The sequence below is a fragment of the Pseudobutyrivibrio sp. OR37 genome, from assembly GCF_900113655.1.
Taxonomy (GTDB): domain Bacteria; phylum Bacillota; class Clostridia; order Lachnospirales; family Lachnospiraceae; genus Pseudobutyrivibrio.
On sequence record NZ_FOQF01000001.1, the window covers coordinates 62812 to 77014 of the forward strand.

The 14203-nt window shown below is 39.8% G+C and carries 9 protein-coding genes; all 9 read right to left on the bottom strand.

Annotated features, from left to right (window positions below; genetic code table 11):
• Position 1: 1 nt before the first annotated feature.
• The 9 genes from BM097_RS00315 to BM097_RS00355 all read right to left on the bottom strand — a co-directional run bounded on the left by BM097_RS00315 (position 2) and on the right by BM097_RS00355 (position 14203).
• Positions 2-721, bottom strand: coding sequence for a Stp1/IreP family PP2C-type Ser/Thr phosphatase (locus tag BM097_RS00315; RefSeq protein WP_090544758.1), 720 nt, complete (start codon positions 719-721; stop codon positions 2-4).
• Positions 721-1791: a dual-specificity RNA methyltransferase RlmN gene (gene rlmN / locus BM097_RS00320; protein ID WP_090544760.1), complete on the bottom strand. Its 1071-nt coding sequence runs from the start codon at positions 1789-1791 to the stop codon at positions 721-723. Before rlmN ends, BM097_RS00315 begins: the two co-directional genes overlap by 1 nt.
• Positions 1770-3047, bottom strand: a complete 1278-nt coding sequence (rsmB, locus tag BM097_RS00325) for a 16S rRNA (cytosine(967)-C(5))-methyltransferase RsmB (RefSeq protein WP_090544762.1) — start codon at positions 3045-3047, stop codon at positions 1770-1772. The genes rlmN and rsmB overlap by 22 nt, the downstream gene beginning before the upstream one ends.
• Positions 3034-3969 carry a methionyl-tRNA formyltransferase gene (gene fmt, locus BM097_RS00330; protein WP_090544765.1) on the bottom strand — a complete coding sequence of 312 codons (936 nt, stop codon included), beginning with the start codon at positions 3967-3969 and terminating at the stop codon, positions 3034-3036. Before fmt ends, rsmB begins: the two co-directional genes overlap by 14 nt.
• Positions 3970-4091: 122 nt before the next feature.
• Positions 4092-7505, bottom strand: coding sequence for a SpaA isopeptide-forming pilin-related protein (locus tag BM097_RS00335; RefSeq protein WP_090544767.1), 3414 nt, complete (start codon positions 7503-7505; stop codon positions 4092-4094).
• A gap of 93 nt (positions 7506-7598) precedes the next feature.
• The gene (locus BM097_RS00340; protein WP_090544769.1) at positions 7599-9164 is read right to left on the bottom strand and encodes a glycoside hydrolase family 25 protein; all 1566 of its coding nucleotides are present in this window, start codon (positions 9162-9164) and stop codon (positions 7599-7601) included.
• 9 nt (positions 9165-9173) lie between these two features.
• Entirely contained in the window at positions 9174-9872 is a 699-nt protein-coding gene (locus BM097_RS00345) for a hypothetical protein (protein WP_090544771.1), read from the bottom strand.
• Positions 9859-11139, bottom strand: coding sequence for a sensor histidine kinase (locus BM097_RS00350; protein ID WP_090544773.1), 1281 nt, complete (start codon positions 11137-11139; stop codon positions 9859-9861). The genes BM097_RS00345 and BM097_RS00350 overlap by 14 nt, the downstream gene beginning before the upstream one ends.
• A 4-nt stretch (positions 11140-11143) precedes the next feature.
• Positions 11144-14203 (bottom strand): sortase, encoded by a 3060-nt coding sequence (locus tag BM097_RS00355; protein ID WP_090544775.1) that lies wholly within the window; start codon positions 14201-14203, stop codon positions 11144-11146.

The following is a 14203-nucleotide window of genomic DNA, read 5'->3' on the forward strand; positions in this document are numbered from 1 at the left end:
ACTACTCGATAATTATGACTGATACATTATCCTTACCGCCATGTGCATTTGCAAGCTCAACTAATCGGTTTGCACGATTTGCAATAGTGTTGTCTGATGTGATAACTGAATAAATTTCATCATCATCCACCATATTGGTAAGTCCATCTGAACAAATAAGAATATGCTCCCCACCATTAATCGCAACATCAAAATAATCTGCTACGATAGAGCCTTCTGCTCCAATGGCTCTTGTAATCATATTCTTACGCTTATCATATTTTGCATCTACCTCATCAAGCTCCCCTGTACGAACCAGCTCCGCAACAACAGAGTGGTCCTTTGTAACCTGCTTAAGCCTGTCACGTGTTGCAACATATAATCTGCTATCACCAACATTGGCCACATAAAGATGCCCATCAAAAACTGTAGCCAGTACTAATGTGGTTCCCATACCGGCTTTTGTTGGATCTGTCTGTGATTCAGAATAGATTTTGTTGTTTGCTAGTTGAATTGCCTTTTCAAAAATCCTAACTGTCTCAAGCTCTGTAGAATTTTTGATTTCATTCACGATAATCTCAACGCATCTTGCGGAAGCATAATCTCCTGCCAATTCTCCACCCATACCGTCTGCGACTATGTACAGATTTGGCAATTTACCAACTCTTGCATCAGAGGAAAAAACGCTGTCTTGATTAACTCGTCTTTTTACTCCGACATCTGTTTTTTCATAGCTTATCATTAAATAGTCCCTTTCGAAGCGTCCATGTCTGCATGTCGCTTTCTCAGTTGTCCACAGGCCCCGTCAATGTCGCGACCCATTTCCCTTCTAATAGTAGCATTATTCACGTATTTTTCAATCTTTTTTTGGAAGGCGTAAGCCCTATCCATGCTAGGTGAAACGAAGTCTCTTTCCTTAATTGGATTAACTGGAATCAGATTGACATGACAGTTTAAATGACCTATCAATTGTCCTAATTCTTCTGCATCCACATCCCTATCATTCACACCGCCAACAAGGGAATATTCAAAGGTGATTCTTCTACCTGTTTTCTTGAAATAGTATTCGCATGCATCTATTAGTTCGTGTATTTCATATTTATTTGCTACTGGCATTAGCTCTTTTCTCTTCTCCTGATTAGGAGCATGTAGAGAAATAGCAAGAGTGATTGTTAAATCCTCATCAGCCAGCTGCTTTATCTTTGGAACAATACCGCAGGTGCTAACTGTGATATTTCTTTGAGAAATATTAAGACCATTCTCGTCCGATAATAGTCTAACAAATTTTACGATATTATCATAGTTATCCATAGGCTCGCCTGTACCCATAACAACCACATTGGAAACACGCTCACCTGTATCTCTTTGGATAGCATATATTTGACCTAACATCTCTGCTGCTGTAAGATTTCTTACCCAACCATCAAGTGTGGATGCACAGAAGCGACAGCCCATTTTGCAGCCTACCTGTGAGCTGATACATACGGAATTGCCATGCTTGTAGCTCATCCATACGCTCTCCACCATTTCACCATCAAATAGCTCAAATAGATATTTTCTGGTTCCATCGATTTTGGAAACCTGCAAATCGATTTTCTTGAGTGGTCTGTAGTTACAATTTGAAGCAAGCTTATCCTTCAACGACTTTGGAATGTTCTTCATCTCGTCGTAATCAAGTGCAAGATGCTTATGCATCCATTCATAAAGCTGCTTTGCTCTGAATTTTGGTTCTGAAAGCTCATTTGTAACATAATCCGTCAGCTCTATTAAGTTGAGTGATCTGATATCTACTAATTCTTTTTCATTACACATATAAAAAATCCATCATGATTTTTATCAGGCAGTAATTGTTCCTGACTAACTACTGTAAACTCCTTATGTGAATTTAAGAAGTTTTCTACCTGATTATCATTTTCATCTTTATTAATTGTACATGTGCTGTAGCAAAGTGTGCCACCAGCTTTTACATATCTACAAACTGTATTTAAAATCTTTTCCTGAAGCTGTACAAGCTCGTTCAAAGATTCTTCAGTCTGGTTATATTTAATGTCAGGCTTTTTTCTGATTATTCCAAGGCCTGAGCAAGGTAAATCAGCAATTACAACATCATACTGATTTTCGCCGCTTTCGTCAAATTCTGTGGCGTCCCAAATCTGAGCTGTAATGTTTTTTGCTCCGGTACGCATGATATTTTCATTAATAAGCTGAACCTTAGCTTCTGTAAGATCTCTTGCTACCACCTTGCCATCTACTGCTATTTCTGCTGCGTGACTTGCCTTGCCACCTGGGGCAGCACAAACATCTATGACAGAATCTGAAGCTTTAATGCCTGCTCTAAAAGGAACAAGCTGTGAGGAATAATCCTGTATGTAGAAAAGCCCTTGTTTAAATTCCTCAATTCCTGCCACTGAATCATAGCCTGAAATATATCCTGCGTATGGTAAATCCTCTGATTTTTCAAAGGTGATACCACTAGCCTCAAGTGCTTTTCCTAATGCCACCTCATCAGTCTTATTTTTATTAATTCTGATACAAAGCTTTTCTGGCTCGAAGAAGCCCTTTAGGATTAATTCTGTCTGTTCCTTGCCATAATCCCTGGTCCATTTATCTACAAGCCACTGAGGCATAGAATATTTCACACTATCATCAGAGAAGGTAACGTCAGACTTTGATCTGGAAATGTTACGAAGAACTCCATTTACAAAACCTGTAAGGCCTGAAAATCCTTTCTTTTTGGCAAGCTTAACATATTCATTGCAAGTGGCTGAATCTGGCACTGAATCCATGTAAAAAATCTCATAAGCTCCCATTCGCATAATTGTACGAATCACAGGCTTCATCTTTTTTACCTTTGTTTTAGAAAAGCTGTCGATAATGAAATCCAGCTGAAGCTTTCTTTCCACCGTACCATTCACAAGGCGAGTGAGAAAGGCACGCTCATTTTTACCTAAATAAGCGTACTTATCCAAAACAGCCTTTAGATAAATGTGGGAAAACTGACCATGCTCCAATATTTCCATTAATGTCTCAAGGCCAACAGCTCTTATATTTAAACTACTCTCTGCCATTTGCTAACCTCGTACCTGTTTCTAGCTGGTAACCTCTAAGGAAATCCGCTGCAGCCATACGCTTCTTACCCTCAAGCTGAAGCTCCTCAACTGCAAGAGCCTTTGAGCCGCAGGCGATTGTAAAGCCATTTTTATTGACATCAATAATGGTACCTGGCTCTCCAGACATATCCATAACCTTTGCCTTCCATAGCTTAAGCTGCTTACCATTTACGAAGGTAAATGCTGATGGCCAAGGATTAAGTCCTCTGATTAATCTTTCGATTTCCTCTGCTGATTTAGTCCAATCAACATTTCCCAAATCCTTATGAATCATACCTACGTGAGTAGCCTCCGCTTCATTTTGAGGAATTGGAGTGATTTCTCCTCTATCAAGAGCCTCGATAGTTTTAACAGTAAGCTTACCTCCATCAAGTGCAAGCTTATCAAAAAGACTTCCACCAGTTTCATCTGCCGCAAGCTCTATCTCTGACTTAAGAAGCATATCTCCATCATCAAGACCTGGTCCCATAAGCATAGTGGTGTTTCCTGATACCTTTTCACCATTGATAACAGCCCACTGGATTGGTGCGGCTCCACGATATTTTGGAAGAAGTGAGCCATGAACATTTACACAACCTAAGCGTGGCATATCAAGAATTACCTTTGGCAAAATCTGACCAAATGCAGCAACTACAAATACATCTGCCTCATAGCCCTTAAGATATTCCACTGATTCCTCAGCTCTGATTTTAGCAGGCTGATATACTGGAAGATCATGCTCCATAGCAAATTCCTTTACAGGAGTAGGCTGAAGCTTACCGCTACGTCCCTTTGGCTTATCAGGCTGGCTGACTACAAGAATAATCTCATGACCAGCTTCGTATATTGCCTTTAATGTTTCCACCGCAAAATCCGGTGTACCCATAAAAACTACTTTCATCTATGATAATCCTTTCATTTAATAACCATAATAAAAACGTCGCAAAACGCTACTTATTAGTGTAACATTTTACGACGTTTTTGTACATTACCCCTATTGTCTGTGAATGGGAACAACGTGGTCTACATGTAGTCCTCACCGCTTCGATGCTTTTTGATTACGAATAGTAAAATAACTGTACCCATTAGTATGATGCCAATTATTGTGAAGATAAGTGTACCAATTCCACCTGTGCTTGGAAGTACAAGACCCTGGTAGTTTAGTACTGTAAGGCTTACCATGCTGCTTTCGTTTAATTTTTTGGTGCCTGCTTCATCTCCTGGTTCGTAGAAGTTCTTTAAGCTACCCTGATAATACTGGGCTGCTTCAGAATCTTCCATTCTGTAAATTGTAAACATTATATCTTCTGCAAGCTCATTGTAGCCATTAGGTGCTTTTACCTCGGCAAGGATGTAGTTACCTTCTGATAATCCACTAAGGGCTACACCGTTTGCATTAGCTACTGATACAAATTCACCGCTTTCGATTACCGAATTATTTGCTGTATTATTTATGGCCTTTGTGTATAGGTTAAATACTCTTACAATAGTATCGCCTGCTGCATAAGCAATTCCATCTTCAGTGGTACCAGACTCCCCATATTCCTCTGTGAGGATATAATAATTGCTGGAAAGTCCTGCCTCTTCAAAGGCTGCCATAGCCTCATCCACGTTTACAACATCTGAAGGAGTCTCGGTAGCCTCGCTGCCTACTCTTTTCTTCCAGGTATATGCATCTGAAGCTTCTGCCTTTAAGAAAATGTCTCCTTCTTTGTAAATTCTAAACTGAGCACCTGCAAGGAAGGTATCCTCCCTGCCGCCATCCTTTTTAATTACCTGAAGACCGTAGGTGTAACCACGAACAGTGTCTTCTGTAGAATCAACCTCACCTGTACTTTTTTCAAATAAAATCTTGGCAGTGTTGGTGTTATTATCTGAGCCAACCTCTACAGCATTTGTTACTGTGGCTGTGTAATTAAGTGATACAACAACTTCACTAGGTGATACGCCAGCTGTAGCCTTAAGAGTCTTAAGATATGCCTTTAAAGCACTTACGTTAAAGTTTACAACGATTTCTGTAATACCACTTTCGTTCACATTGTGACCAATACTGTAAAGTGTTCCCATTTGTGGAAGTGCATACATACCAACTAAGTCGGCAGAACCATCATAGCTGTAATCTGCCTCATTATCCTTTGTTATTTCAGTTCCACCGGTAACTGGCGAATCTGAAAATACATAATATGGATATTCCTTTCCAAGCTCGAAAGGTACGTTATCATAATGCACATTTGCTGAATCGATACTATAGGTAAGATATGGCTCCGCTTCTGTAAGTGCAAATGAAGAGCTCATGGTATCCACCATCTGCAGAGTATATTCATTTCCACCAACTGTAGCACGGTCTGCGTACATTGATGGAAGTGTTGCATCTACCTTGAAAAATACTTCATCACCAAAGTTTATTGTATCTGATACATCGTGTCCGTTAATGCTCTTATCAATAGTTGCAACGATTTCCTTTAAATAAGCAGTAAACTCGTTTATTACATACCAGTCTGTATGTGGTCCATTCTGATAAGGGATGATGTCGATAACAACTGGTGTATATGACGTTCCACCACTATTAGTGGCAACTATCATATATCTACCAAAATTCATATCGTTGAAATATGCATAGTAGCTGCCGTCTGCTTCATTTAATGCAGAGGTTACATCATCACCATTTAAAAGCTCGGAAGCTGAAGTATCTCTAACTAAGGTAGCCTCCTTTACCTCTTCAGTAAGCATATCCTTATAGAACTGATTCTTTAAGGCATCGGTCATGCTATCTATGTTCTTAGGTGCGCTATAGGTATTGTCGCTACCATAGCCAGAAGCTGATAACCAGGCCAAGACTGCGTCTGTATCCCAGGTCATATCGTCATAGTCTCTATTGTTATCGTTGTAGAACATATCAGCAATCTTATAGATTTTAATCTTGTCCTCAGAATTATTCAGCACAACTCTAAGATTAGAAACTGCTGAGTCACCCCTTACCTTTTCGATGGTAGACTGCTGCTCTTCATCATATACATTGTTAAGCTTTTCCTGAGCATAATTTGCATCCTCAAGATAAATTTTGAAAGGCTTAACAATTGAGTAGGTAGAGCTATCCTTTGTAAAGGTAACTTTTGCAAAATAGTAGCCTACGTCACGTGGAGCTGTGGTTCCAAGTGATGTGGCGCCTGATTCACTGGTGCTACCATAAGAATTTGTTTTGTAGTAATTAATCTCTCCCACACTATAGCCAGTAGCTGCTGTTAAAAAGCTTGCGTTTGTATCTTTTAAGGTAGCTGGAACTGGCTGTCTATTGTAAACGGTATCTTGAGCCTCAAGCTCATATTCCATTTCATGATCTTTGTCGTACTCACAGCCATCTATTGTACAGTGAGCCTTGAATCTATTATCTACTGCAGAATATGCAAAGGAATAATTTGATTCGCAATTAACAACTACAGAAGATGGTCCCTGTCCTCCATCCTTATCTACCGCTCTAATTCTAGCGTAGTACTGAACACCAGTTGCAAGTCCCTTTACCTGACATGAATTTGTTGATACTGATTTGTTATTGTAATCACCAACAATCTGTGTAAAGTTCTTATCCTTTGCAATATCAATTCTATAAGAAGCTGCTCCTGTAACTGCATCCCAGGTAGCATTAAGAGCTGCGCAGCCTTCAAGCTTAAGATTTGTAGGGGCAGCAACTGCAGCTGTTACACCTGTTACAGCATAAACGTTAATAACACCTGAGCTAGCTGTATTTTTAATAGTTATACTATTTACAAGTCGGGTTGTATCCAGATTCATAACGCAGCGAGTAAAATATGGTCCGCTTGTAGTACTTCCGTTAATACCATCTGCAGATACACGCATGAAGGATGCATTTGCATAGCTTGTACTTGAATACCAATCCACAACAGTAAACTTGGAGGTACTTGCACTACCTGATGAATAATTGATGGTTGTATTCATTGTAGCAGAGCCACCTGGAATACCACCTGCTGTTACAAGGAAATATACCTTCTGGTAAACACCTACTGTATTGAAGGTGAAGGTTGCTGATGAGCCTGGTGAAAGTCTCATATCGTTTTTGGCTTTGTAGTCACCAAGAGTCCAGCTTAAGCCTGAAACGCTACCTGATTTATCTGGGACTACTTTATTGGTTGGAAGACCACCTGAAGAACTGTAGCTGGCAGAATAGAAACAGTTACCACCAACACTTAGATTGTTCATCTGATCTGCCGCTGCCTGATTATTAAGAGTTTCACCGCTATCCATAATTACATCGGCATTAAAACCACTGGCAATTGTCATTGGAATATAGGACACGCTGGCAGCTTCTACCTTTCCAATTCCACCAAAAAGATTTTCAGATATAGACACAGGAACCATGGCAGTCAAAAATATGGCTGCTAAGGTTCCTGCTAAAATTCTTTTCACTAATCTTTTTCCCATGGCTCCTACCCCAATTTCAAAAAAAGTAAATATTTCCTATCTTTGAAATCATTATATAGCGCCATTAGTTACAAACTAGTTACACTGCTTTATTCATTTCTTTTTTCTAACAACGTTCACATCTACGTAACCTGTTATTCCTGCTATGGTCTCCTTTGAAGAATACTGCCAGTAATCCGCCTTGCCTGTGTAGTTACATTCTGTATTATACTGGGCTACCCATATATTATATTTCTCAAGACTCTGGGCGTAGACCTTGTCGTAATACCAGTTTTTGCTGGCGTATACACCACCTGTGTATCCGCTGTTATTTATTGTTTCACAAAAGGCCTCAAGACACCTGGTTCGTGTGGTTTTATCCAAATCATTTGCCCTGCCATTGACTGCGTTTTCTGAATCAATATAGATAGGCAATGAAAGCTGATACCCCTGACACATTTGAAGGGCCATAGATGCTTCCTCTATTGCCTCCTGCTCTGTGATGGCCTGAGTAAAGAAATACACACCTACCTTAATACCGTTTGCAATAGCCCCTTCTATATTCTTCTTAAAATATGGGTCTTCTACCAGCTGACCATTAACAGAGCCTCTAAAGCCACATCTGATGATTGCAAAATCCACGCCAGAGGCTGCTACCAGCTGCCAGTCAATATCCTTCTGCCATTTAGAAACGTCGATTCCCATTTTTCCTATATTTGCAGTAGATATAACACCATCCTCACCAAAATCATAAGGCAAGCCACCGATAATTTGGTGCCCCAAAACAGGATATGAATCAGGACCGAAATAATAGGTCCTTCCATCTATTGTCTGCCAGCCAGTGGTCTTGACCTGACCGTAGAAAAAGTCGTGACTGGCATAATCAGATACTAGAGCCGGCTTTTTTCCTTTCTTATCCAAAAATAGCGGATTTCCTGCTTTATCCATAAGCTGATTATCGCCGTAGGACACGTCCTCCACAAATACATTAAAAATCATTTCCTTTGTGGCAGTCTTACCAGGAGCAGGCTGATAGGTAACGATTACAGAAACCGGTACCTTTCCAGAAAAGTCATCTCCTATGTACATTAAATCCACGCTGGTTCCTGTGCTTTCCGATAGCTGCAGTACATCAGGCTTGGTACTGTTCCAACCTATAGATTTAATAATACCTGCCTTATCAACGATAGAAGCCTCGATAGATATTTTTGAGGATTTCTCAATTCCTGTGTTATACAAATAAACTTCCTTTGGAACAGATACCTTGGAATCACCTATATCCAAAAATCTATGCTCGTTCAACACATAGCTGTCTGGAAAATCGCTTACCTCCACCTGATCCTTCTGTATCTTTTCTCGTTCTCTATAGATACTAGGTAAAAGTGGCGTAGTATTGATATAGGTATTCTCTATTTGAGTCTCATTTATAGCAGAATCTTCCTTATCAACATCCACATCATCCACTGTGAAAACTTCAACCTCTATCTGATGAAAGGCCTCTTCAGCATCCAGTGGAACTATAGCTGCCTCATCCACCACCTCTTCTGCAGCATTCCTAGAAGCTTTATCTGAACCATCCCCACCATTTTTTACTCTGGCGTAAATAATAACCCCAATAAACATAAAAACCATTGCTAAAGACAAAGCAATCGCAATGGTTATCGTTTTCTTGTCCTCCATACTTCTCCTTTAGAATAGTTTGATTCCCATTGCTGGCAAAATAGTTACTAGCATTACAAGTATTGATACTACGAAAGAAACAATTGCAAATATCAGAACATTGTTCATTCGTTTCTTAAGAGAATTAGATTTGTTATCTATACCAAATAGCGCCTGGTTTTGCTTGGCGTTTTCTTCGATAATAACTGCCTGGACATTTCTATATGTTTTTATAGCCTCTATGTTGGTTTTTTCCATGATATTTTCATACATGGCTCTAAAATCAACATTAAGACGCTCATCAATTACCTCCTTTAGCGCCTTAACCTCGGCTTCCATAGTGTCAATTTTTCTAAACTGACGCATTATTAAATCAAGCTGTTCATCATCCAGCTTGGCAAAATCCACCTTTGTAACCTTTGGCTCAGGATACTGAACCGGTGGCAAAATAATTGGCTTGAATTCAGGAAACTCAATATCCTCAAATTCAGTTTGCATCCCAAGTGAGCGCTCAATTTCATCAAGCTCCTGCAATAGAGAATCTATATCTCTTTCTATGGTATTCTCTAGTGTTAAGTCCTGATTTATTTCAGAAGCAGACTCTTCATTGGCTTCCTGCTCAGGTTCTGCCTTCTGTTCATCTCGTTCCATTAAAACCTGGTCAACACTGATGATTTCATCAATGTTGAGATCATCCATGTTTTCATCATCGTCATTAAACAGAATCATCCTTAACCTCCCCCTTCATTATCAAATACGTTACAGTAGTACCTACCCCCTCGGTACTTGCTATAGATATCTTAGACTTGTTTACCTCGTATAAACGTTTTCTAATGTCTTGTATACCTGCATTGATAACATCTTCCTCAAGCTCCTTTGCGTTGAAGCCCAAGCCATCATCTTTAACTATAATTTTATAACAATCTGGCATTTCACGCACGTATATTTTTATAGTTCCTCCTCCAACCTTTTTAGTAACCCCGTGACGAACAGCATTTTCTACTACTGGCTGAAGGGATAATGGAGGAATTAAAAATTCTTCGTTGTCTATACTGTATTCGATTTTTAAATCTGCAAACCTTAGCTGCTCCAGCCAAAGATAGGTTCTAGTGTGCTCTAATTCATCTGAGAAAGGAATTAAATCCTGGTCTGTAATAGTATCCAAATTTCGTCTTAGATACTTTGTAAATTTATCAATGGCGTTTTCTGCCACCTCTGGATTCTTCCTAATCAAATATTTGATGTTAGTTAGAGAATTAAAAATAAAGTGTGGCTGCAATTCAGAGATGATTAAATCTGTCTGCATAATAGTATCATCCATTTTTTGTTCAACCACATGCTGCTCTCTAGTTACATGAATAGCTATAAACATAATTATATAGCTGATAGTCATAGCAGAATAAAGCATAGAAAGACACTGGCATTTTAATGCTGGAAACAGCACAATAAGTGGGAAAGCAATAAACAGATACAATGCCACACATACATTTGCATCTAGCACTCCCGTCATGTGATTGTAGATTATTCTAAACATGATAAATATAACCAGCAGGCAGCCAATCAAGACCACCACAAAGAATAGCTGCTCCTGAGTATATACTCCTTCTTTTGAGATTTTGAAAACATATCCATGAAGCATGGAAGAAATCCAAAATAGAATCATAATGACGCAGACAGCAAATGGAATGCTTCTGAATAAAGGCCTTCTGCCTCTTTTTCTGGTGATCAGTTTATCTACATACAGATTAAAGCCGGAGATACTTACAAAAGTAAAGGAGCCCTGAAGAATAACGGAAATACGAAGTAAAACCAGATTTGATGAGTCATTTGCGAACACAATCGTACCCATATCTGCAAGCAAAACAAGGGCGTTCATAAGTAAAAGAATTGGGAAGTATTCATTCATCGCATTTCTCTTACCTAATAAAACGCCCACTAGAATTACAAACGTAATCAATACCGATAATAAATCCAGTCCTACGCCCATCAATTCCATAGCCTTACCTCTTCAGATCTAAGCGTACAGTAATTCTCTTTTCTCCCGAATAGCTACATGTAAATAAGGTCAAATCCCACTGTCCAGATAGCATCTCATCTATCTGGTCCGGATTAAGATTTTCTATAAGTGTGCTTTCATATTCATACACAGTGCCATCTAAGGTTGTAAGCTTTGCAGTAATCACTTCGTCTTTACCAAGTAAATTGAAATCTCCAAACTGGCTGTCATAATTATGGCCTACAATTACAAGATTTCCATTTTCTCTTGAGCCATTATAAACACAAGGTGTGGTTTTCATATCAGCATCTGTGTAGGTGGCAAGTACAGGAAGCTTTATTCCAAATCTGTCTATTTCTATAACACCTATATACTCTCTACCATCTGCAGGAACCATTGCCTTTTCTGGCTGAGGCTCCTCTACTACCTTGAAGGTAGAGGTATCACCCACTGAAGTTACCTCTGCCACACTTTCCTCTGTTACCTCTTCATTGTCACCTAAATTTGAATTATCAGTAACCTCTGCCATGCTGGCTATAATTTCATTGTTGGTTCTTATTCGCTGAATATCGTTATAAACATGAACTGCCCCAAAGCACATACCGCCCACCAGACAGGTCACTGACATAACAGTAATGTATCTTACTATTTCCTTTCTATCATCCTTGGCTGCCCAAAGAGCTCTGAAAATAAATCCTATTAATCCAACAAATAAAAGCACATATTCCAATCTGAAAACACCTGCCTCTGGAAGTAAGGCGCTGCCTCTACTCCACTTAATTGTATTTGAGCCGTAATCATATACCATAAAATATGCTGCAGAGGTATCCATGTAAAAGGCACTTAAATCCATATCATTGCTGCCTGCTGCAACAAGACTGTTATAGTAATCTGTTCCAAGTGCACCAACTGCTGCATCCAAATCGATTTCCTCGGCAGCCATTGTCACACCAATTAAAAAGCTTTCCGTCTTAATGAGAGGGCCTTCCACTAAAACAATTGCGCCCTCATCCATATAAAGATTTCTGTTGATACGTGCAGTATCTATTCCACCATCAGCATTGGCAGTCTCGCTATAGCTTACATTGTTGTGAAGGATGATATTTCCATTTACCTTAAGAGTTGCACCACTTCTAAGATAAGCTCCTGCTCCAGGGTCTGAGGCTGTAGCTCCAAGAAGAGCCACGTTTCCTACAAGACTAGTGCCCACCTCAGAGGAACCTATAAGTGATAAAGCAGCCCCATCATCGACTGTAATCATAGAGCTTACAGCCACCTGGTCTTCTGCAATAAATCCGTTTAAAGAGCAATCGCTAAGAATAAGCTCTCCTCCACCAACTGCAAACATAGTGCCATCAAAGATTACATCAGCACCACCTCTGGTGAAATTGATGTTGTTTACCTGTACCACAGGACTATAGCCATTTGAATTTGAGGACATGGTATAGGTCTGTGATATTGCCACGTTTGTAATTGCAGGGTCGTTAATAGAAACGATTGCCTTTGCACCATCGTTGTTTCTACTCATATTTGTTGCAGCCTCGAAGGCTTCAGCAAAGGTTGAATAGTAAAATTCACTTTCACCTAAAAGCTGTAAGGTTACCTTAAACAACGCATTAGATAAGCCGTAGCCTCTTACCTCATAGCCACTGATGGATACTGACATTTCTGCAAGAATCATCTTTTCAGGGCAAACCAGTGTGCCAGCATTTTCGCTGTTAAATAAGTCCTCATATACAAAGAAGCCACCATTAACTGTAAGCTTTGAGTCTGTGTCGGCTATATTTCCAGATGAATTAATTAGATAAGCATTGTAAACATCAATATCTGCAAAGCCTGAGCATATTGTTCCGCTTGAGATATTGTAATAGCCTGATTCAAACTTGATATAATCAGTACCTGCGAAAAGCTTGCCACTTGTACCAGATATACCACCTGGACGATAGTTATCCCCACTATAGTTTATTTCTGTTGCAGTGCTGTCCTTTAGGGTAACTCTGCTGCTGGCAAAATCTATATATGCTCCTGAATCCAAGGAGATTTTATGACCCTTCATATCAATAACAAAGGTGCAATTATTTACAACTGTCATGGAAGACGCGATACTTAATTCATCCTTAATTTCAATTACAGGGATGAAATTGGAATCTCCGTCATTATGTACCTCATCTGCTACAGCTCTTGCACCGTTTAAGGCCTCTTCAAGGGTAAGGAATTCTGCCTCCTTTGACTCGCCACCTACTGAATAAGCAATAATAGCAGCATAATCCTCTTCTTTGCCGATACATTCTGCATAATCCTTGGCACATACAGGGCAGTTTAAATCTACCTTTCCCTCTTTACATTTTTTCTCACAGATACATACCTCTTCAAAAGCGCACTGAGTATAGTCCTTTGCACAAACAGGGCAGGTGCTGTCTACGTCCTCCTCGCTGCAATGTGTCTTGCAGGTACATTCATCCTTATCTAAAATTGCGCAGTCCTCAAAATTCTTTTTGCAAACTGGACATTCTTCATTAAATTCAGCAGAGGTACAGTGAGTTTCACATATACACTTTTTCTCTTCATCATCCTTATTTTCTGTTTCCTCTGTGCCTTCCCCTTCTTTTTCGCCTTCTTCTCCTTCGGTACCAGTGCCAGTACCTTCGCCTTCTTGTGTAGTGCCACTTCCATCTGAAGCAGTACCACTACCTTCAGCATCACTTTCGCCACCTTCTGTACCTGTGCCGCCAGCACCACCCTCACCCGTGGTAACAGCTCCATCTGAACCTGCAGCTGTAGTGTCTCCTATAGCGGTATTACCACCCTCACCTGTGGAAGCATCAGCTTCTCCAGCTTGATTTTCAGGTACATTATCACCGCCTTCAGCGTCTTGGACAGGGGCGTCCTCTGTAAAAGTAATTCCTTCTTCTGACTGAACCTCAGCCTCGTTCTGTGGTAATTCACCTTCATCTGCAAAGGTACGAACAGTAATAACATTGGAAACTGCAAACAAAAGTAGCATAGAGCCTGTAATACCTATCAATATGTAGTTCATGTATTTTTTCCAGACTCTCTTTAACAT